The 20,168-nt window shown below is 72.3% G+C and carries 19 protein-coding genes; 6 read left to right on the top strand and 13 right to left on the bottom strand.

Annotated features, from left to right (window positions below):
* Positions 1-539: 539 nt before the first annotated feature.
* From NYF13_RS28515 to NYF13_RS28490, 6 genes are all read right to left on the bottom strand, one after another.
* Positions 540-1,400 carry a PspA/IM30 family protein gene (locus tag NYF13_RS28515; protein ID WP_315660953.1) on the bottom strand — a complete coding sequence of 287 codons (861 nt, stop codon included), beginning with the start codon at positions 1,398-1,400 and terminating at the stop codon, positions 540-542.
* A 242-nt stretch (positions 1,401-1,642) separates the two neighbouring features.
* A complete protein-coding gene (locus NYF13_RS28510; RefSeq protein WP_315660951.1) occupies positions 1,643-2,110 on the bottom strand; it encodes a helix-turn-helix transcriptional regulator in 468 nt (155 codons plus the stop codon).
* Positions 2,111-2,210: 100 nt separating this feature from the next.
* The gene (locus NYF13_RS28505) at positions 2,211-2,705 is read right to left on the bottom strand and encodes a CinA family protein (protein WP_315660949.1); all 495 of its coding nucleotides are present in this window, start codon (positions 2,703-2,705) and stop codon (positions 2,211-2,213) included.
* Positions 2,705-3,406: a CDP-diacylglycerol--glycerol-3-phosphate 3-phosphatidyltransferase gene (gene pgsA / locus NYF13_RS28500; protein WP_315660947.1), complete on the bottom strand. Its 702-nt coding sequence runs from the start codon at positions 3,404-3,406 to the stop codon at positions 2,705-2,707. Before pgsA ends, NYF13_RS28505 begins: the two co-directional genes overlap by 1 nt.
* On the bottom strand, positions 3,403-4,911 hold the full coding sequence (gene rimO, locus NYF13_RS28495) for a 30S ribosomal protein S12 methylthiotransferase RimO (RefSeq protein ID WP_315660945.1): 1,509 nt from the start codon (positions 4,909-4,911) through the stop codon (positions 3,403-3,405). Before rimO ends, pgsA begins: the two co-directional genes overlap by 4 nt.
* A gap of 119 nt (positions 4,912-5,030) precedes the next feature.
* Positions 5,031-7,070 (bottom strand): acyltransferase family protein, encoded by a 2,040-nt coding sequence (locus NYF13_RS28490; RefSeq protein ID WP_315660943.1) that lies wholly within the window; start codon positions 7,068-7,070, stop codon positions 5,031-5,033.
* A gap of 178 nt (positions 7,071-7,248) precedes the next feature.
* Here NYF13_RS28490 and NYF13_RS28485 point away from each other — a divergent pair, with 178 nt between their 5' ends.
* Positions 7,249-7,770 (top strand): amino-acid N-acetyltransferase, encoded by a 522-nt coding sequence (locus NYF13_RS28485; RefSeq protein WP_315660942.1) that lies wholly within the window; start codon positions 7,249-7,251, stop codon positions 7,768-7,770.
* 57 nt (positions 7,771-7,827) lie between these two features.
* Here the strand turns inward: NYF13_RS28485 and NYF13_RS28480 are convergent, their stop codons facing one another.
* Positions 7,828-8,265 carry a hypothetical protein gene (locus tag NYF13_RS28480; protein ID WP_315660940.1) on the bottom strand — a complete coding sequence of 146 codons (438 nt, stop codon included), beginning with the start codon at positions 8,263-8,265 and terminating at the stop codon, positions 7,828-7,830.
* A gap of 97 nt (positions 8,266-8,362) precedes the next feature.
* The gene (locus tag NYF13_RS28475; protein WP_315660938.1) at positions 8,363-10,714 is read right to left on the bottom strand and encodes a DNA translocase FtsK 4TM domain-containing protein; all 2,352 of its coding nucleotides are present in this window, start codon (positions 10,712-10,714) and stop codon (positions 8,363-8,365) included.
* A gap of 73 nt (positions 10,715-10,787) precedes the next feature.
* Between NYF13_RS28475 and NYF13_RS28470 the strand changes: the two genes are divergently transcribed.
* From NYF13_RS28470 to NYF13_RS28455, 4 genes are all read left to right on the top strand, one after another.
* Positions 10,788-10,940: a hypothetical protein gene (locus NYF13_RS28470; RefSeq protein WP_315660936.1), complete on the top strand. Its 153-nt coding sequence runs from the start codon at positions 10,788-10,790 to the stop codon at positions 10,938-10,940.
* Positions 10,941-11,137: 197 nt separating this feature from the next.
* Positions 11,138-11,959 carry a lysophospholipid acyltransferase family protein gene (locus tag NYF13_RS28465; RefSeq protein WP_315660934.1) on the top strand — a complete coding sequence of 274 codons (822 nt, stop codon included), beginning with the start codon at positions 11,138-11,140 and terminating at the stop codon, positions 11,957-11,959.
* Positions 11,960-12,011: 52 nt separating this feature from the next.
* Positions 12,012-12,626 (top strand): NAD(P)H:quinone oxidoreductase, encoded by a 615-nt coding sequence (gene wrbA / locus NYF13_RS28460; RefSeq protein ID WP_315660933.1) that lies wholly within the window; start codon positions 12,012-12,014, stop codon positions 12,624-12,626.
* A 41-nt stretch (positions 12,627-12,667) separates the two neighbouring features.
* Complete coding sequence (locus NYF13_RS28455) at positions 12,668-13,615, top strand: EamA family transporter (RefSeq protein ID WP_315660931.1); 948 nt, start codon at positions 12,668-12,670, stop codon at positions 13,613-13,615.
* 326 nt (positions 13,616-13,941) lie between these two features.
* On the opposite strand, the gene NYF13_RS28450 is transcribed toward NYF13_RS28455, so the two are convergent.
* The 5 genes from NYF13_RS28450 to thyX form a co-directional block, all read right to left on the bottom strand.
* Positions 13,942-15,639, bottom strand: coding sequence for a ribonuclease J (locus NYF13_RS28450; protein WP_315660929.1), 1,698 nt, complete (start codon positions 15,637-15,639; stop codon positions 13,942-13,944).
* The gene (gene dapA, locus NYF13_RS28445) at positions 15,636-16,649 is read right to left on the bottom strand and encodes a 4-hydroxy-tetrahydrodipicolinate synthase (RefSeq protein ID WP_396287737.1); all 1,014 of its coding nucleotides are present in this window, start codon (positions 16,647-16,649) and stop codon (positions 15,636-15,638) included. The genes NYF13_RS28450 and dapA overlap by 4 nt, the downstream gene beginning before the upstream one ends.
* Before the next feature lie 304 nt (positions 16,650-16,953).
* Complete coding sequence (locus tag NYF13_RS28440; protein WP_315660925.1) at positions 16,954-18,195, bottom strand: Nramp family divalent metal transporter; 1,242 nt, start codon at positions 18,193-18,195, stop codon at positions 16,954-16,956.
* Between the two features lie 154 nt (positions 18,196-18,349).
* Positions 18,350-18,748 (bottom strand): ACT domain-containing protein, encoded by a 399-nt coding sequence (locus NYF13_RS28435; protein ID WP_315660923.1) that lies wholly within the window; start codon positions 18,746-18,748, stop codon positions 18,350-18,352.
* Positions 18,748-19,500, bottom strand: a complete 753-nt coding sequence (gene thyX, locus NYF13_RS28430; RefSeq protein WP_315660921.1) for an FAD-dependent thymidylate synthase — start codon at positions 19,498-19,500, stop codon at positions 18,748-18,750. The genes NYF13_RS28435 and thyX overlap by 1 nt, the downstream gene beginning before the upstream one ends.
* A 129-nt stretch (positions 19,501-19,629) precedes the next feature.
* Between thyX and NYF13_RS28425 the strand changes: the two genes are divergently transcribed.
* Positions 19,630-20,136 carry a toxin-antitoxin system HicB family antitoxin gene (locus NYF13_RS28425; RefSeq protein ID WP_315660919.1) on the top strand — a complete coding sequence of 169 codons (507 nt, stop codon included), beginning with the start codon at positions 19,630-19,632 and terminating at the stop codon, positions 20,134-20,136.
* Positions 20,137-20,168: the final 32 nt, after the last annotated feature.

Below are 20,168 nucleotides of genomic sequence, written 5' to 3'. Positions count from 1 at the left end.
CGAACCCGGTCAGCACGGCCTGGGCCACATCCGGCCGCCCGGTGGCGAGCAGCCCGGTCGCGGCCAGCACGGTCAGCACGCCGAGCAGGATGGTGATCAGGACCCACAGGGTCAGCACCCGGGACGTACGCCGCTTGCGGCGGGCCAGCTTGGCCGCGGGCTCGTTCCACCGGTTCCACTTCTGCCGGGCCTCCGCGACCGCGGGCACCTGCCCGGCGACCGCGGCGAACGTGGTGGGCAGGGTGGAACGCCGCGGCACGAGCGGGCGCGGCGAGGGCCGGTGCTGGAAGTGCCCCGCTGAGGGCTCCGGTCGTGGTGACGGCTGAGCGGCGGGCTTCCCGCCGGCCTGGTCGGCCGGCGGGAAGTACCGCTGCAGTTTCTCCTGGGCGCGCTGGGCTTTCTCCTGCGCCCGCTGGGCGTAGTCCGGCAGCCGTTCGATGTGCTTCTCGAGCTTGGCGTTGAACTCGCTGAAGTCCCGTCTTCTGCCGCTGTTGCCCATCACGCACGCCCCCGGAGTTGGTACGGCCTCGACGCGGTGGTCAGGCCGGGTTCTTGCCCTGCTCGGCCTGCACGCGGGCCTGGATCTCCCGCTGGATGTCCGCGCTACCGGCGCTACCGGCACCACCGGCCGCCGGGGCCTTCGCCGCCGCGCCGCCGTCGGTGACCTGCGCGACCGAGTCGCCGCGCATGGAGTTGCGGATCTGCTCCAGCCGCGAGTGGCCCGCCATCTGCGTGGCCGACTGCTGCACCTCGAGCATCCGGCCCTGGACCGAGTTCTGCGCGAGCTCGGCCGAGCCGAGCGCCGTGGAGTAGCGCTTCTCGATCTTGTCGCGGACCTCCTCCAGCGACGGGGTGTTGCCCGGGGCGGCCAGCTGGCTCATCTGGTTCAGCGAGGCGGAGACCTGCTCCTGCATCTTCGCCTGCTCCAGCTGCGAGAGCAGCTTGGTGCGCTCGGCCAGCTTCTGCTGCAACATGGTCGCGTTGCGCTCGACCGCCTTCTTGGCCTGCGCAGCCGCCTGCAGCGACTGGTCGTGCAGGGTCTTCAGGTCCTCGATGCTCTGCTCGGCGGTGACCAGCTGCGCGGCGAAGCTCTCCGCCGCGTTCTCGAACTCGGTCGCCTTCTGCTCGTCACCCTTGCCCCGGGCCTCGTCGGCCAGCACCAGGGCCTGACGGGTCGAGGCCTGCAGCTTCTCCACGTCGCCGAGCTGCCGGTTGAGCTTCATCTCCAGCTGGCGCTGGTTGCCGATCACGGAGGCGGCCTGCTGCGTCAGCGCCTGGTGGTTGCGCTGTGCCTCCTCGATGGCCTGCTGGATCTGTACCTTCGGGTCGGCGTGCTCGTCGATCTTCGACGAGAACGCCGCCATCATGTACTTCCAGAACTTCACGAACGGGTTGGCCATCTCCTCCGCCTGCCTTCTTGCGTCCCACGGGCCTCAGTTACCTCGAGGTGGGGCGTCACTCCCCTAGTTCACACAACGTCCCGACCCCGGCGTTGGGTTCCATCGTGTCAGGTCGGCCGTCGTCGTTCCAGGCGACCCCGGGGGAATTCAGGGATGGCCCCGATCCGTCCCGGGCAGAAACGCACGGCCCCGGGTGACTGCCCGGGGCCGTGCGGGTGCGAAGCGTGGTCGTGCGGCGATGATCACGCAGCGATGGTCGACGCGAGCTTCGGCACGCCGATCGTGGTCCGCAGAGTGGGGTTGAGCCGCGGCGACGGCGAAAGCCGCAGGTCGGACAGGTCGTCGCCGATCAGCTCGGGTAGCAGGCTGCCGCCCTCGAACCCGCCGGTCCGGGCCGGCGCCTCCCGCTCGGGCACGGTCTCCCGCGGCGCGCCTTCGGCCCCTCGCTCGCCGACCGGGGCGACCTCGACCTTGTCGAGGGCCGAGACATCGGCCGCGACCTTGTGCAGCAACTCGCCCAGGGGAAGCTCCAGTGCGTCGCAGATGGAGGCCAGCAGCTCGCTGGAAGCCTCCTTCTGACCACGCTCGACCTCGGACAGGTACCCGAGGCTCACCCTGGCGGCGCGAGAGATGTCACGCAGCGTTCGACGCTGGTTGGTGCGGGCATGACGGAGCCGATCACCGATCGCCTCACGCAACAGCACGGTCATCACGCGCCTCCCTTCCCGAACTGGTGCCTCCTACGTTACCCAGTGCAGTGCCCCGAGCGCAGGACTTGACCCGTGCGTACGCCAAGGGCGAACGCCACGTTCAGTCTAGTTGTTCCTCGAGCAGCGTGAAGGCGGCGCTCACCGAGGCGGTCCGCACGGCGTCGCGATCCCCGTCGAACCCGAGGCTGCGGACGGTCGTCCCGGTGGGCCCGCTGAGCCCGAGGTGCACCGTCCCGGGGGCGGCGCCGTCCTGGCCGGAGGGCCCGGCGACGCCGGTCAGGCCCAGGCCCCAGGTCGCCCCGCAGCGCGCCCGGGCCCCGGCCGCGAGCTGGACCGCGACCTCGGGGTCGACCGCGCCGCGAGCGGCCAGCAGCTCCTCGTCGACCCCGGCGAGCACGTGCTTGAGCTCTGTGGCGTAGACCACAAGACCGCCGCGCAGCACGGCGCTGGCCCCGGGGATGCGGGCCAGGGTGGCGCAGACCAGCCCGGCGGTGAGGGACTCGGCCGCGGCCACCGTCTCGCCGCGGCGGGTCAGCGCTGTCACCAGGCGGGCGGCCTGCGCATCGGGGCCGGTCACGGGGTCAGGGCCGGTCATCAGGAGCCGGTGGCGCGGCGGCCGGCGGCGCGCAGGCGGACCGCGCGCACCAGGTAGTCCACGCCGGTGACCACGGTCAGCGCCACGGCCAGGCCCATCAGGACCCAGCGGACCGGGTCGGCCCCGGCGGGCAGGGGCAGCAGGTAGACCACGATGGCCAGGATCTGCGTCATCGTCTTGGCCTTGCCACCGCGGCTGGCCGGGATCACGCCGTGGCGGATCACCCAGAAGCGCAGCAGCGTGACGCCGATCTCCCGCACCGCGATCACGATCGTCACCCACCAGGACAGCTCGCCGAGCCCGCTCAGCCCGATCAGCGCCGCGCCGATCAGGGCCTTGTCCGCGATCGGGTCGGCGATCTTGCCGAAGTCGGTGATCAGCCCGTACTTGCGGGCCACCCAGCCGTCCACCTGGTCGGTGGCCGAGGCGATCACGAACAGCCCGGTGGCCACGGCCCGCCAGGCGGTGTCCGCGCCGTCGCCGGAGAACAGCGCCAACACGAACAGCGGCACCAGGACCAGCCGCGAAAGGGTCAGCAGGTTGGCCAGGTTGAGCGTGGGCACCGGGGTCGGCTCCGGCACCGCGGCCTCGGCGTGCGGCCCGGCGGCCGGGCGGGGCTCCGCGGGCCCGGACGCGGCGGAACGGGATTCGGCCCCGCCCCGGGTCATGCCCTCACCGGCGTCGCTGGGGGCGGCACTCACCGGCCGGCGCCCGCTACCGGGCGGACGACCAAGTCGACCCCGGCCGATTCGACCACTTCGCAGCGCACCAGGTCGCCGGGCCGCAGCACCGGCTCCTCCTCCAGGATCACGCACTCGCCGTCGACCTCGGGCGCCTGGTGCGCGGCGCGGCCCACCGCGCTGTCGGCATCAATGCTGTCGGGATCAGTGCCGTCAATGCCGTCAGCGCTGTCGGCGCTGTTCCCGGCGGCCCGCTCGACCAGCACGTCGACGAAGGTGCCGATGCGGTCCTCGGCGCGCTGCGCGGTGAGCTCCTCGACCAGCGCGGAGATCCGTGTGACGCGGGCGGCGACCTCCTGCGGGTCCAGCTTGCCCTCGAAGGTCTCGGCCTCGGTGCCGTCCTCGTCGGAGTAGCCGAACACGCCGACCGCGTCGAGCCGGGCGCCGGTCAGGAACCGCTCCAGCTCGGCCAGGTCGTGCTCGGTCTCCCCCGGGAAGCCGACGATCACGTTGGTCCGGATGCCCGCCTCGGGGGCGTACTCGCGGATCTGCTCGGTCAGCGCGAGGAAGGAGTCGGTGGAGCCGAACCGGCGCATCCGGCGCAGCACCTGCTCGCTGGAGTGCTGGAACGACAGGTCGAAGTAGTCCGCGACGCCGGGCGTGGTGGCGATGGCCTTGACCAGCTGCGGCCGCGTCTCGGCCGGCTGCAGGTAGGACACGCGCACCCGGTCGATGCCCTCGACCTCGGCCAGCCGCGGCAGCAGGCGCTCGAGCGCGCTGGCGCCGTCGCGGCCGAAGTCCTTGCCGTAGGAGGTGGAGTTCTCGCTGACCAGGAACAGCTCCTTCGCGCCGTTCTCGGCGAGCCACTGCGCCTCGGCCACGATCTCGTCGGGCCGGCGGGAGACGAACGAGCCGCGGAAGGACGGGATCGCGCAGAACGAGCAGCGCCGGTCGCACCCGGAGGCGATCTTCAGCGCCGCCACCGGCGAGGTGTCGAGCCGGGTGCGCAGCACCCGCGGGCCCCAGCCGTGCTGGGCGTGCCCGGGGACCTCGACCGCTTCGCTGGCGGCGGGTCGCTGGACCGGGCTGATCGGGAGCAGCTTGCGCCGGTCGGACGGGGTGTGCGAAGCGAGCTTGCGGCCAGCCACCACGTCGTCGAGCCGGTCGGAGAGCTCGGCGTAGTGGTCGAAGCCGAGCACCGCGTCGGCCTCGGGCAGGCTGTCGGCCAGCTCGTGGCCGTACCGCTCGGCCATGCAGCCCACGGCGACCACCTTGCGGCCGGTGTCGGCGGCGGCGAGCAGGGTGTCCACCGAGTCCTTCTTCGCCGACTCCACGAACCCGCAGGTGTTGACCACGACGACGTCGGAGTCCTCCGGATCGGCGGCCAGCTCCCAGCCCCCGGCCGCCAGCCGCCCGGCCAGCTCCTCGGAGTCGACCTCGTTGCGGGCACAGCCCAGCGTCACGAGGGAGACACGACGGCCCTCGGCCGGTTCGGCGGTGGCGGGCTCAGTGGTGGGAGAAGGCACGACGTCCAGCGTAGCCGCCGGGCTCGGGCCGGACGGCGACGGCGTCGCCCAGACGGCGGGACGGACCGGTGACCACGGCGGGCGGCGGGAGGCTTCGGGCCGGGCGACGGGGTGGGCGGTCACCAGTGCAGAGCCGCGGTCATCTCCTGGTCCAGGATGGGCGAGAGCGTGGTCAGGAAGGTCGCGGTGACGTGGTTGTCGTCCATGTAGACGAGCACGTTGCCGACCGTCGCCGGGCAGACCTCGCCGGTGCAGAGGTAGTCGGTGAAGTCGAGGAACGACACGTTGCCCGGGATTTCCGGCACCGCCGAATAGGACGGGTCCGCCGGCAGCAGGTCTTCGCGGTCGCGGCCGCAGGCCGGGTCGCCCGGGGTCCGTTCGGCGACGCAGGCGGCCACGTCGAAGCTGAACCGCGGGCTGTCGCGCAGCGCCACCACGGGAATGCCGGCCCGGGCCAGCCGGGACCACTGGGTGAGCAGCCCGGGCGGGGTGGTCTCGGTGACCCCGGCGCCGGTGTTCAGGCTGCCCTGCGCGACCACGGCGTCCGGGTGCATCGCCACGATCTCGTCGGCCGCGGCCTCGTTCCAGCTCGTGCAGGCCTCGTCGCCCGGCATCAGCTCGGAGGCCGCGGAGAACGGGCAGGCGCCCTTGAGCATCGCGGTCACCTGCCAGCCCTTGCTCCGGACCAGCGGCAGGAAGGCCGCGAGGTACTGCTGGATGTGCGAGTCGCCGACCAGCACCACCCGCTTGGCCGGCCGCCCGGCCGGGCTCTGGGTGCAGATGTCCAGCTCCTCGTCGCGCGGCGAGGTCGTGCAGTTGTCCGAATCGATGCCGGCCCAGTCTTCGGGCAGCTTCAACGTCGGCGGCACCACCCGCGGCGAGGGGGAGCCGCGGTAGACGAAGCCCGGGCTCTGCGCGAGCGCACCGGGGTGGTCGGGGTCGCCGAGCGCGATGGAGTAGTTGGCCTCGGCCGTGGTGTAGCCGCCCCACAGCCCGGCCGCGACCAGCACCGGCACCAGGGCGACGAGGCCGAACCGGTAGGCCCCCCAGCGCTTCACCGTGCCGATCTCCGAGAGCCGGATCGGGTTCTCCACGAAGTGGTAGGTGAGCACCGAGAGGCCGAACGAAACCCCCAGGATCACCGCGCCGCCGAGCAGCCCGACCTGCTCGCGCACCCGCAGGATCAGGTAGAACACCAGCACCGGCCAGTGCCACAGGTACAGGGAGAAACTGATCTTCCCCAGGTAGCCCAGCGGTTTCGAGCTCAGCCAGCGGTCGGCACCGAGGCCGCTGCCGGTCTGGCCCGCCACCAGCACCAGGCCCGCCGAGAGCGTCGGCCACAGCGCGATGAACCCCGGGAAGACGGTGTCGACGCGCAGCACGATGCCGCACAGCACCAGCCCGGCCACCCCGATCCAGCCGAGCAGCACGCGCAGCCGGCGCGGCAGGACGAACGCGTCCAGGAACATCGCCATCAGCCCGCCGAGCGCGAACTCCCAGACCCGGGTGAGGCCGTGGAAGTAGGCGAGCTGCTGATCGGCCGCGGTCAGGTAGACCGAGTAGGCCAGCGAAGCCGTGAACAGCGCCACCAGCATCACGTTCACGGTGCGGCGCAGCGGCCAGCCGAAGCGGCGCACGGCCAGCCCGAGCGCCACGAAGACCAGCGGCCAGAGCAGGTAGAACTGGCCCTGGACCGACAGCGACCAGAAGTGCTGGACGACGCTGGCGCCGTTGTGCTGGGCGAAGTAGTCGACCGAGTCGGCCGCGAGCTGCCAGTTCTCGTAGAACAGGGCGGAGGCGAAGACCTCCCGGACGGTCTGGAACCAGCGGTCCTCCGGCAGCAGCAGCGCCGAGGCCACGGTCACGGTGAGCAGCACGGTCATCGCGGCCGGGAACAGCCGTTTGATCATCCGGCCCCAGATCGGCCGCAGCTCGATCCGGCCCCGCAGCGACGCGCGGTAGAGCTGCCCGGTGATGAGGAAGCCGGAGACCAGGAAGAACACGTCCACGCCGCCGGAGATCCGGTCCAGCCAGACGTGGTAGACGACCACCAGCACCGAGGCGAGCGCGCGGACGCCCTGCAGTTCGGGCCGGAACCGGGACTGCTCGGCCGAGGGGGCGGACACCCGTCCGGTGGACACCGTCGTGCTCCCGGGCATGCGGGCGCCTCCCCGTCGTCGTCGCGCTCCGATGCGCGTACTGGCTGTCGGCGCGACGGTGACGCGCACGGTCGCTTAGTTGCATTAGCTATACGTGAGTTACCTGGTGTCACCGGAACCGGGGTCCCCCGATCGAGCCATCGGCACCCCCGGCGCCGTGGCTCCGGGGCTCGATATCTTGACCGGTGTGCCTTCCGACCCAGTCCCACCGGCCGTCCGCCGCGCCCGGATAGCCGACGTCCGCAAGATCAAGGCGCTCGTCGACTCCGACGCGGGCCGCGTGCTGCTCGAAAAGGAGCTGGTCACGCTGTACGAGGCGATCCAGGAGTTCTGGGTCGCCGCCGGCGAGGGCGACGAGGTGCTCGGCGCCGCCGCGCTCCACGTGCTCTGGGAGGACATCGCCGAACTGCGCACGGTGGTGGTGGACAAGGCGGCCCGCGGCCGCGGGGTCGGGCACCGGCTCGTCGGCCGGCTCGTGCAGGAGGCCCGCGAGCTGGGCCTCAAGCGCCTGTTCGTGCTGACCTTCGAGACGGATTTCTTCCTCCGGCACGGTTTCGTCGAGATCGACGGGACGCCGGTCTCCCAGGAGGTCTACGAGGAGATGCGCCGCTCGCTCGACCCCGGCGTCGCGGAATTCCTCGACCTGCCCTACGTCAAGCCGAACACCCTCGGCAACTCACGCATGCTCCTGGAGTTCTGAACCGGGCACCTGCTCCCGGGCGGCGCCAGGCCGATCCCGAGCGTCCGGCCGGGCCCTTCACCGGACGCGCAGGGTGATCCGGTCGCCGCGCGGGCTTACGCTGACCAGCTCGACCCGGGCGGCGGCGAACGTCGTGGCGTGCGGCTCGGTCCCGGTGTGCAACTGAGCGTCGGAGTGCTCCCCGCGCCCGGGCTGCGTCAGCGACACCGCGACGACGGCGTCACCCGCCCAGAAGCAGTGCCGTCCCGGCTTGCACCGGGAGTCGCCGATCAGCCGGGTGTAACGGACGGTGACGTCCTTGGTGCTCAGCTCGGCCTCCTGCCCGAGGCCGAGCGAGACGTCGTGCCCGGGATCGGCGGTGACCGTGCCCGGGGCCACCGGCCGCGGCGGGGCCGGCGCCCCGTCGTGGGTCTGCGCGAGGGCCGCCGAACCCCCCGCGCCCGCGGCGAGAACGGCCAGCGTCCCCAGGACCGGAACGAGCCTCTTGGCGTCCATGGTGCGCAGACGGAGATCACAGCAGCGGTGGTTGCACCGCCGGCCGGCCGATTTCCGCGAACGGGCCTCCGGCCGCTCGGCACCCGTCAGGAGCGGATCAGAAGTCCTCGTCCGCGGGCTCCGGGGCCGGAGCGTCGCCGCCGCGGATCATGAACAGGACCGACTCCAGCTCCTCCGGCTTGATCAGCACGTCGCGGGCCTTCGAGCCCTCCGAGGGGCCCACGACGCCGCGGCTTTCCAGCAGGTCCATCAGCCGGCCGGCCTTGGCGAAGCCGACGCGGAGCTTGCGCTGCAGCATCGAGGTCGAGCCGAACTGCGAGGTGACGATCAGCTCGGCGGCCTGCAGCAGCACGTCGAGGTCGTCGCCGATGTCCGGGTCGATCTCCTTGGCCTCGCCGGCCTTCTGCGCCGTGACGCCGTCCTGGTACTCCGGCTGCGCCTGCTCCTTGGCGTAGTTGACGACCGCGGCGATTTCCTCGTCGCCGACGAACGCGCCCTGGATGCGCACCGGCTTGCCCGCGCCCATCGGCAGGTAGAGCGCGTCGCCCATGCCGATCAGCTTCTCCGCGCCCGGCTGGTCGAGGATGACCCGCGAGTCGGTCAGCGAGGAGGTGGCGAAGGCCAGCCGCGAGGGCACGTTCGTCTTGATCAGGCCGGTGACCACGTCGACCGAGGGCCGCTGGGTGGCCAGCACCAGGTGGATGCCGGCCGCGCGGGCCTTCTGCGTGATCCGGACGATCGCGTCCTCCACGTCCCGCGGCGCGGTCATCATCAGGTCGGCCAGCTCGTCGACGATCGCCATGATGTACGGGTACGGCGCGTACACGCGTTCGCTGCCCGGCGGCGCGGTGATCTCGCCCGAGCGGACCTTCCGGTTGTAGTCGTCGATGTGGCGGACCTTGTTGACCTGCATGTCCTGGTAGCGCTGCTCCATTTCCTCCACCAGCCAGGCCAGCGCGGCGGCGGCCTTCTTCGGCTGGGTGATGATGGGCGTGATCAGGTGCGGGATGCCCTCGTACGGCGTCAGCTCGACCATCTTCGGGTCGATCAGGATCATCCGGCACTCCTCCGGCGTCGACCGCGCGAGCAGCGACACCAGCATGGAGTTCACGAAGCTGGACTTGCCGGAGCCGGTGGAGCCGGCCACCAGCAGGTGGGGCATCTTCGTCAGGTTCGCGGTGACGAAGTGCCCCTCGATGTCCTTGCCCAGCCCGATCACCATCGGGTGGTTGTCCTTGACCGTGCTCGGTGCGCGCAGGACGTCGCCGAGGCGCACCATCTCGCGGTCGGAGTTCGGCACCTCGATGCCGACGGCGGACTTGCCCGGGATCGGCGCCAGCAGCCGGACGTTGTCGGTGGCCACGGCGTAGGCGATGTTCTTGGTCAGCGCGGTGATCTTCTCGACCTTGACGCCCGGACCCAGCTCGACCTCGTACCGGGTGACCGTCGGCCCGCGGGTGAAGCCGGTGACCTGCGCGTCGATGCTGAACTGCTCCAGCACGCCGGTGATCGCCTCGATCATGGCGTCGTTGGCCTTGCTGCGGGACTTCGGCACGTCGCCGAGCTTGAGCAGGTCCGGCGGCGGGAGCTGGTAGTCGCCCTCGACCGTGCGGGTCACCGCCAGCGTCGGCTCCGGTGCCTTCTTGGGCTTCTTCTCCGGCACCTCGGCGGCGGGCGTGGGCGGCTTGGGCTTCGGGGCACGCAGCGGAGTGGGCGTCTCGGCCAGCGCGGCGTCGAGGTCCAATTGCTCGCCATCGGACTCGTCGCGGCCTTGGCGACGCCGAGCAGGCTTGCGCAGCCGTGCGGACTTCGGGTCGGCTTCGGTGACGGCGTCGGCCTCGCGCTCGGTGGCGGCCGCGTCACGCTCCCCCTCGACGTCGGCGAGCTCGTCCTCGTCGAGGCCCCACGTGCGCAGGCGGTGCGGGATCTCGCGCACCGGCGTCCCGGTGAACACCAGCACGCCGAACAGCAGCGCGAGGATCAGCAGCGGCACCGCGACCCAGCTGGTGACGCCCTGCGTGAGCAGCCCGCCGGAGAACCAGCCGATCACCCCGCCGGCGTACATGCGGCCGTCGTTGGTCTGCGGCAGCGCGGTGAAGATGTGCAGCATCCCGAGCACGGACAGCACCACCAGCAGCGTGCCGACGACCATCCGCGGCCGGGTCTCCGGATCCGGCTCCGACCGCATCAGCGCGATCGCGACCACGACCAGCACCAGCGGCAGCGTCACCGCGCCGGCGCCCAGCACCGTGCGCGTCGCGATCTCCACGCCGGCGCCGATCGGCCCGGCCGCGCGCCACCACACGCCCACGGCCGCGACGATGGCCACCGCGATCAGGCCCAGGGCCAGCCCGTCCCGGCGGTGCTCGGCCTCCAGCTCACGGGTGCGCCCGACCGTGCGGGCCACCGTGCCGAGCCCCTTGGCCAGCACGTTCCAGGTGCCGCGCACACCACGGCCGAACGCCCCGGAGGAGCGCGAACGGCCCTTTCGCGCCGGCGGCCTTCGCGTCGAGGCGGCAGGCTTGCGAGCCGAGGACGACACCCGCGTGCTACCCGAACGCGAGCCCGTCGACCGCGGCTTGGCCGGGCTGCGCGAACCGCGCGCCGGTGCCTTCCCGCCGCTGCTCGAACTGCTCCGCTTCCTCGTCGCCGACCCAGCCATGCTTCCACGGTAACGGGCGCGGGGCCATAGTCCCACGCGCCACTCGCAGCACAGGCGAAACAATCGCCCCGGAATGCGGCGCCGGCCAGGCAGCGAAGCCCCACGCGCGCCCGGCCACGGTCTGCCCCCTGACCAGTGGCAACGGCCGCCGAGCGGATCGGCGTGAGCCGCGTTGTCCCAGGTGGGCGGCCCCGTGACAAACTCTGCCCCATGTTCGCGCTGCATCAGGACGAATCACCGGCTCCGCGCCGGGCCCCGGCGATCTGGCGGACGATGCTGACCATCGATCGCGGGCTGGTCAACCTGGTCGGGAAGCTGACCGTGTCCGGGTCGGTGCCGGCCGCGTTGCGGGGGCGGCCGCTGCTGATGGCGGCGAACCACATCGGGGTGTTCGACGCGTTCGTGCTGATGGCGGCGTGCAAGCGGATCGGCCTCAACCCGCGGTTCATGCTGGCCGGGGGGATCCTCGACGCGCCGGTGATCGGGCCGGCGCTGCGGGCCAGCGGGCACCTGCGGGTGGACCGGCAGGTGGCGGCGACCGCGGTCGGGCAGTTCGCCGAGGCCGTGGCGCAGCTGCGCGAGACCCGCGAGCCGATCATCGTCTACCCCGAGGGGCGGATCAGCCACGATCCCGGGCTGTGGCCGGAGCGCGGCAAGACCGGCGCCGCGCGGCTCGCGCTGGGCGCGGGCGTGCCGGTGATCCCGATCAGCCAGTGGGGCGCGCACGAGGCCGTGTACTGGGGCACCGAGACCGTGAACGGTCCCGCCGACCTGGCGCCGCTGGCCCGCTCGGGGCTCAGCGCGCCGCTGCGGCGGCCCCGGTTCAAGGTGCACTTCGGCGATCCGGTCGACCTCTCCGGGGTCGAGCCGGACCGGCCGGGCGCCGGGGTGCGGGCGCACGCCGAAATCATGCGGGCCATCACCGGCGGGCTGGTGCCGCTGCGCCGCGACGAGCCGGTGCGGCCGCGGTTCACCGATCCGACCCGGCCGACGGACACCGTCAGCCCGTGGAAGCCCGGGCCGGCGCGCTAGCCGCGTTCCGGATCCTGGGACCGGCCCGGGGCCTGGCCTAGAGTCGCGAGGCGTGAGCACCCGCATTCTCGTCGTCTACTACAGCGCCACCGGCAACGCCGCCGCCCTCGCGTCCGCGCTGGCCGAGGGCGCCCGGGAGACCGGGGCCGAGGTCCGGGTGCGGACGGTGCCGGAGACCGCGCCGCCCGAGGCCGTGGCCGGCAACCCGCGCTGGCAGGCCTGGGTGGACGCCGGCCCGCACCACGAGTACGCGACCCTGGCCGACCTGGAGTGGGCCGAGGGCCTCGCGGTCGGCGGCCCGACCCGGTTCGGCGGGCCGGCGGCGCAGCTCAAGTCCTTTTTGGACAGCACCGGCGGCCTGTGGGCGCAGGGGAAGCTGGCCGACAAGGTCGCCACCTCGTTCACCTCGGCCTCCACCACGCACGGCGGGCTGGAGGCGACCGTGCTGGCCACCAACAACATCTTCTACCACTGGGGTGCGATCGTGGTGCCGCTCGGCTACGGCGACGCGCACCTCAAGGAATCCGGCAACCCCTACGGCGGATCGTTCGTCTCGCGCAAGTCCGCGGCGCCGGACGAACTGGCTCTCGGCGCGCTGCGGCGGCAGGGCCACCGGCTGGCCAGGGTCACCGGATACGTGGCCGCCGGGCTGAAAACCGGGCGGTAAACCAGTTCCGGTCCCTCCGGCCCCGGCCGTAGGGTCGCGGGGTGACCATCGAGCCGGCCGCGATCACCCCCCGGTCCCCCGTCCCGCACCGCGAGCGCGGCGCCGGGCTGGTCCTGGCCTCGGCGCTGCTGTTCAGCACCTCCGGTGTCCTCGGGAAGCCGGTGATGCTCGCCGGGGTGTCGCCGGAGCAAGCGGCGACGCTGCGGATCGGCATCGCGGGTCTGCTGCTGCTCGCGGGAACGGCGTTGTTCGCCCCGCGGGCGCTCAAGGTGCGCCGCGGGGAATGGCCGACGCTGCTCGTGTACGGGCTGCTCGGCGTCGCCGGGACGCAGCTGCTCTACTTCATCGCCGCCTCACGGATCCCGGTGGGCATCGCGATCCTGCTGGACTTCACCTCGCCGGTGCTGATCGCGCTGTGGGTCCGGCTCGTGCGCCGGACGCGGCTGCCGCGCGCGATGTGGGGCGGGATCGCGCTGGCCATGGCCGGGCTGGCGCTGGTCGCGCAGGTCTGGAAAGGCGTCGGCCTCGACCCCGCCGGTCTGCTCGCCGGCCTCGGCGCGGGGGTGTGCTCGGCGGGCTACTTCCTGCTCGGCGAGCGCGCGGTGGCCGGGCGCGACCCGCTGGGCCTGGTCACCTGGGGCATGGTGATCGGCGCGGCCGTGGTGGGCGTGGTCGCGCCGCCGTGGACGGTCCCCTGGCCGCTGCTGGCCGCCACTGTCCCGTTCGGACCGTGGCTGCCGCCGATCGGGCTGCTGGTGCTCGGCGTGGTGCTGTTCTCGACGGTTTTCCCTTATCTGCTGAGCATTTCGGCCCTGCGGCATCTGCCCGCCCCGGTGGCCAGCGTGCTGGGGCTGGCCGAACCGGTGCTCGCGACGGTGCTGGCGTGGGCGCTGCTGAGCGAGGCCTTGACCTGGCCCCAGATCCTGGGCGCGGTGATCCTGCTCGGCGGGGCCGCGGCGGTGCAGGCCACTTCGAAGACCGTTACGTAGGCCGGCCGGGGACAGTTCGCGGACCGCGGTTTCCGAATCATCCCGGCGGCCGCGATTCCCATCGCGCCCGCGAACGCTTCGAACGCGCCGTTCAGCATCGTCAGCGCCGAGACCAGCACCAGATCGAACCGTCCGGTCAGCGGCACCAGCGCAACCGAAGACACCGAGGCACCGAGGCACCGAGGCACCGAACAGCGAGACGGTGTGCGCAGCCAGAAATCCCCGGAACGGTGCCCGCAGCAGCGGTGAGGTGGTCAGTCGGCAAAACGCGCCACGCCGCCGCGTCCGCAGGGGGACGCGGCGGCGTGGCGTAAGGAACAGCCGGATCAGACCGGGATGACCGTGGGCACGATCATCGGGCGGCGGCGGTAGGTGTCGGCGACCCAGCGGCCCACCACCCGGCGCACCGCCTGCGCGATGCGGTGGGTGTCGGTGATGCCCTCGGCCTCCGTGCGCGCCAGCTCCATCTCCACCAGCGGCACGACCGAGTCGAGCGCCTTCGGGTCGTCGGAGAAGCCGCGGCCGGACACCGTGGGGCTGCTGACCGCGCGGCCGGTGTTGGAGTCGACGGCCACGCTGATCGAGATGAAGCCGCCCTCCCCCAGCACCAGGCGGTCGGACAGGGTGGACTCGCCGACGTCGCCGACCGAGAGGCCGTCCACGTAGACGTGCCCGACCTCGACCCGGCCGGTGCGGCTGGCCTTGCCGTCGACCAGGTCCACGACCACGCCGTCCTCGGCGATCACCACGTTCTCCGGCGCCACACCGGTGCGGATGGCCAGCTCGCCGTTGGCGCGCAGGTGCTTCCACTCGCCGTGCACCGGCATCACGTTGCTCGGGCGCACCGCGTTGTACAGGTAGAGCAGCTCACCCGCCGACGCGTGCCCGGACACGTGCACCTTGGCGTTGCCCTGGTGCACCACGTTCGCGCCGAGCCGGGTCAGGCCGTTGACCACGCCGAACACCGCGGTCTCGTTGCCCGGGATCATCGAGCTGGCCAGCACCACGGTGTCGCCGGAGCGGATCGAGATCTGCCGGTGCTCCCCGCGCGCCATGCGCGAGAGCGCCGAAAGCGGCTCGCCCTGCGAACCGGTGGAGACGAACAGGACCTTGCTCTCCGGCAGGCCGCTGGCCTGGTCGAGGTCGACGAGCAGGCCGTCGGGCACCTGCAGCAGGCCGAGGTCGGCCGCGATGCCCATGTTCCGGACCATCGAGCGGCCCACGAACGCGACGCGCCGCCCGTGCCGCGCCGCCGCCGCGAGCACCTGCTGCACGCGGTGCACGTGGCTGGCGAAGCAGGCCACGATCACGCGCTGGCCGACCCGGCGGATCACGTCGTCGAGCACCGGGCCGATGTCGCGCTCGGGCATGACGAAGCCGGGCACCTCGGCGTTGGTCGAGTCGACGCAGAACAGGTCCACGCCCTCGTCGCCGAGCCGGGAGAAGCCGGCCAGGTCGGTCAGCCGGCCGTCCAGCGGCAACTGGTCGAGCTTGATGTCGCCGGTGTGCAGGACCACGCCCGCCGGGGTGCGGATGGCGACCGCCAGCGCGTCCGGGATGGAGTGGTTGACCGCGAAGAACTCGAGGTCGAACGCGCCGACCCGGCGGCGCTCGCCCTCGCGCACCTCGGTCAGCTTCGGCCGCTGGCGGTGCTCCTTGGCCTTGGCCGCAAGCAGCGCGTTGGTGAAGCGCGAGCCGAAGATCGGCAGGTCCGGGCGGAGCCGGAGCAGGAACGGGACGGCGCCGATGTGGTCTTCGTGCCCGTGCGTGAGCACCAGGCCGTCGATGTCCTCGAGCCGGTCCTCGATCGCCCGGAAGTCCGGCAGGATCAGGTCGACGCCGGGCTGGGTGTCCTCGGGGAAGAGCACGCCGCAGTCGACGATCAGCAGGCGTCCGTCGTATTCGAACACGGTCATGTTCCGGCCGACTTCGCCGATGCCGCCGAGCGCGACCACGCGCAGGGCGCCTTCCGGCAGCTTGGGCGGGAGGTTGGTGGGGCCGGGACCGGCGGGAAGTGAGCTCACCGGGGCAGGGTCCCAACGCTGGTGTGTGAGGTCGGGGCCACGTAGGCCGCCTGGGAATCTGCTTGTGCCACCCGTGCACCATGCCAGTCCGGAGCCGCCGTGTCGCCCAGCGGCACGCCGCCCTGGGCAAGATCGGCCGCGATCAGCTGCACCTGCTCCTCGGTGGCGGGCACGACCGGCAGCCGCGGGTCGCCGATGCCGAAGCCCCGCAGACCCAGAGCGGCCTTGGCGAAAGTGACCCCGCCGACCCGCGAAAACGCCCGCAGCACGGGCAGCATGCTGCGGTGGTTCGTGCGCGCGGTGGAGGTGTCGCCGTTTTCGTAGGCGTCGAGCATCGCGCGGATCCGGCCGGCCACCACGTGGCCGATCACACTGACCACACCGGCGCCGCCGACGGCGATCCACGGCAGGTTCAGTCCGTCGTCGCCGGAGTAGTAGGCGAGCTGGCTATTCGCGATCACCTCGGAGCCGGCGATCAGATCGCCCTTGGCGTCCTTGACCGCGAGGATCCGCGGGTTCTCGGCCAGCCGCAGCAGCGTGTCGACCTCGATCGGCACGATCGAGCGCGGCGGGATGTCGTAGAGCATCACCGGCCGGTCGGTGGCGTCCGCGACCGCGGTGAAGTGCGCGAACAGCCCGGCCTGGCTCGGCCGCGAGTAGTACGGCGTGACCACGAGCAGGCCGTGGGCGCCCGCTTCGGCGGCGGCGCGGGCCTGCTCGACGCTGTGCGCGGTGTCGTTGGTCCCGGCCCCGGCCACGATCGTGGCCCGGTCGCCGACCGCCTCGACCACGGCGCGGACCAGCTCGGTCTTCTCCGCGTCGCTCGTGGTGGGGCTCTCGCCGGTGGTGCCGTTCACGACCAGTCCGTCGTTGCCCAGCTCCACGAGGTGCTCGGCGAGCTCCTGGGCCCGCTTGACGTCCAGCGCCCCGTCGCGGTCGAAGGGGGTCGCCATCGCGGTGAGCACACGCCCGAACGGCCGTCCGGGCGCTGCGGTAGGTGGGGTGGACATGGTCATGACGGTACCTCCTCGGCTCGGTCAACCCCCTCCCGACCTGGTGGGGTCCGGCGGCCGCGGAGATCTTCCGCCTCCGGCGCGCGGGGGCCGGAACTCTTCGCGCGGGACCACTCGACCTCGGTGGTGATCTGCGCCGGGATCCGCCCGTGGCCCTCCCGGGCGAGCAGGCCCCGGCTCGGCCAGGGTCGGGGCGGCCACCAGCTCCTCGATCGCCACCGAAGGAGCCCGATCACCTTCGCCTGGGGCCGCCAGGCCACGCCCACCCCGCCGCGGCCGGTTCCGCCGGGTGCGCCCGGGTTCAGCCGGTGCAGGTCAGGTAGATCAGCACCACGTTCAGCACGATGATCACCCCCGCGACCAGCCAGGCCAGCACCGTGGTCGGGCGCCGGTTGACCGCCGCGCCCATCAGCCCCGCGTCCGAGGTCAGCCGGATCAGCGGCACCAGCGCGAACGGGATGCCGAACGACAGCACCACCTGCGAGACCACCAGCGCCGCACTCGGGTCGGCGCCCAGCCCGAGCACGACGACGGCCGGGACGAGCGTGACGAGCCGGCGCAGCAGGATCGGGAACCGCTTGCGCAGCAGCCCGTCCATGATCATGGCGCCGGCGTAGGCACCGACCGAGGTGGACGCGAGCCCGGAGGCGAGCAGCCCGACCGCGAACAGCAGGGCGATGCCGGGGCCCAGCGCCGTGGCGACGGCGCCGTGCGCGCCCTCGATCGAATCGACGCCGGTCCGGCTCTGCAGGTTCGTCGCGGCGAGCAGCAGCATGCCGAGGTTGACCGCGCCGGCCAGCAGCATGGCCAGACCGACGTCCACGCGGGTCGCGCGCAGCAGCCGGTGGCGCTGCCCGGGCCCGGCCGTCCCGTGCCGGTCCCGGACCAGCCCGGAGTGCAGGTAGACCGCGTGCGGCATCACGGTGGCGCCGAGCATCGCGGCGGCGATCAGGACGCTGCCCGACCCCTCGAAGCGGGGCAGCAGGCCGCCCGCCGTGCCGGACGCCGACGGCGGCGCCACGAACAGGCTGGCCAGGAACCCGATGGCGATCACCGCGAGCAGCCCGGTGACGACCCGCTCGAACCTCCGCTGCCCGCCCCGGTCCTGGACCGCCAGCAGGACCATGGAGACCGCGCCGGTGACCAGCCCGCCGACGACCAGTGGGAGGTCGAACAGCAGGTTCAGCGCGATCGCGCCGCCGACCACCTCGGCCAGGTCGGTGGCGACGGCCACCACCTCGGCCTGGGCCCAGTAGGCCAGCCGGGCGCGGCGCGGCATCCGCTCCCGCAGCGCCTCGGGCAGCGACTGGCCGGTGACCAGGCCGAGCTTGGCCGAGAGGTACTGGACCAGCACGGCCATCAGGTTCGCCGCGACGATCACCCACACCAGCAGGTAGCCGAACCGGGCCCCCGCGCTGATGTTGGACGCCACGTTGCCGGGGTCGACGTAGGCGATGGACGCGACGAACGCGGGCCCCAGCAGCGCCGAGCCCGCCCGCAACCGGGCCAGCCGTCGCGGCCGGGCCGCTGTCGCCACCGTCATCTCGCTCACCCTCCGCCACCTGTCGGGATACCTAATTCGAATTTTAGGCGTGCCGAACTTTACCGGGCAAGGGTGTCTTCGGACACGGTGCTCTCCTGACCCGGGAACACCGAAGACCCCTCATACGGGACGAAGGGCCTTCGGCGGCGGAAGCTCAGGCGGGCAGCCCGACCTCGTGGCCGCTGTCGCGGAACGCCTTCACGGCGAGTTCGAGTTCGGCCGAGCGCACCAGGATGTGGTCGGTGTCGAAAGTGGACAGGGAGAACAGGGCGACGCCGGCCGCGGCCAGTTCCGAGGCCAGCGCCGAGATCACGCCGGTGAGCGTGAACTCCAGCGGGCCGCGGACGCTCAGCAGCCGCCAGCCGTGCTCGACCACCCCGCCCGCGGGCTCGCGCCCGGCCGGGCAGATCACCGAAAGCTCTTCCGGCGTGCGGGTGACGGAAACGAGCACCGGCTCGCCGGGAGCCAGCAGCTCGGCCGGCACCGGCGCGTCGGCGGGCAGGCGCACCACGGAGTAGTCACCGGGCCGCACGTCGATCGCGAGACGCTTCATCAGCCTTCGAGGACCTTCGGGCTGGAGGCGACCTCGGTGCCGTCGGGCAGCGTCGAGATGGTGAAGTCGGCGAACACGTTGGCCGCCGCCTTCTGCAGCTCACGCAGGCAGTCGATGGCCAGGGCGCGGATTTCCACGTCGGCGTGCTCGGTCGCGCGCATGGCGACGAAGTGCCGCCAGGCGCGGTAGTTGCCACTGACCACGATGCGGGTCTCGGTGGCGTTCGGCAGCACCGCCCGGGCGGCCTGGCGGGCCTGCTTGCGGCGCAGGGTGGCGCTCGGCGCGTCGGAGAACTTGTCCTCCAGGCCGGCCAGCAGCTCGGTGTAGGCGTCGACACTGGCCTGGGCGGCCTTGAGGAACTTCTCGTGCAGCTCCGGGTCGTTCGCGATCACCTCCGGCTCCACGAACGCGGCGTCCTTCTCCGGCACGTAACGCTGTGAAAGCTGCGAGTACGAGAAGTGCCGGTGCCGGATCAGCTCGTGGGTGAGCGAGCGCGAGATGCCGGTGATGTAGAAACTCACCGAACCGTGCTCCAGCACCGAGAGGTGGCCCACCTCGATGATGTGGTCGATGTAGCCGGCGTTGGTCGCCGTCTTCGGGTTCGGCTTCTTCCACGACTGGTAGCACGCGCGTCCGGCGAACTCGGCCAGCGCCTGGCCACCGTCGGCGTCGGTCGACCACGGCACGTCCTCCGGCGGGAAGAACTCCGTCTTGGCGATCAGCTGCACCCTCGGCGACACGGTCTCGGCCACTTCCAGCACTCCCTCTCCTCTGGCTACTCCGAACGGCAGCGTAACCGGGGCTCCGGACCTCACGGCCGTGACACCGCGTGGTGTCACCGATTTCTTGACTGACATCATTTGTGACGCCATAGTGGCGTCATGGACCTGACGCCGTACATCGCCAACCTTCGCGAGGACCTCGCGAACACGGCCTCCGCCGGGGACGAGCACACCCGGCGCGCGGCCGCCCTGCTTTCTGCCGCTCTCGAGCCCTCGGCCCGGCTGACGCTGATGAACGCGCTGGCCGACCTGGCCGCGGAGGTCACCGCCGCGCTGCCCGGCCAGGTGGTCGACGTCCGCCTCGACGGCCGTGACGTCCGCGTGGTCGTGACCGGCGCCGCCGAGGAGACGCCCCGCCCGGACCGCCCGCAGCCCTCGCCTCCCATCGACGGCGGTGACATCACGCGCATCACGCTCCGGCTCGTCGAGCAGATCAAGGGCCAGGCCGAGCAGGCCGCGGCCGCTCAGGGCGTGTCGCTGAACACGTTCGTCGCGCAGGCCGTGCAGGGGGCGCTCGGCCAGGGACAGCAGCACCACCAGCGCCACGGGCAGTGGCGCCCGGGCAGCCGCACCGAGACCAAGCTGCACGGCTGGGTCGAGGGCTAGGAGGGGAATTCATGAGCGACGAGAACGAGGAC

Origin of the sequence: Amycolatopsis sp. PS_44_ISF1, from assembly GCF_032335455.1 — a bacterium.
In the GTDB taxonomy this organism is placed as follows: domain Bacteria; phylum Actinomycetota; class Actinomycetes; order Mycobacteriales; family Pseudonocardiaceae; genus Amycolatopsis.
The sequence above is the reverse complement of the archived record's forward strand: the minus strand, read 5'-3'. Positions and strand labels throughout refer to the sequence as shown.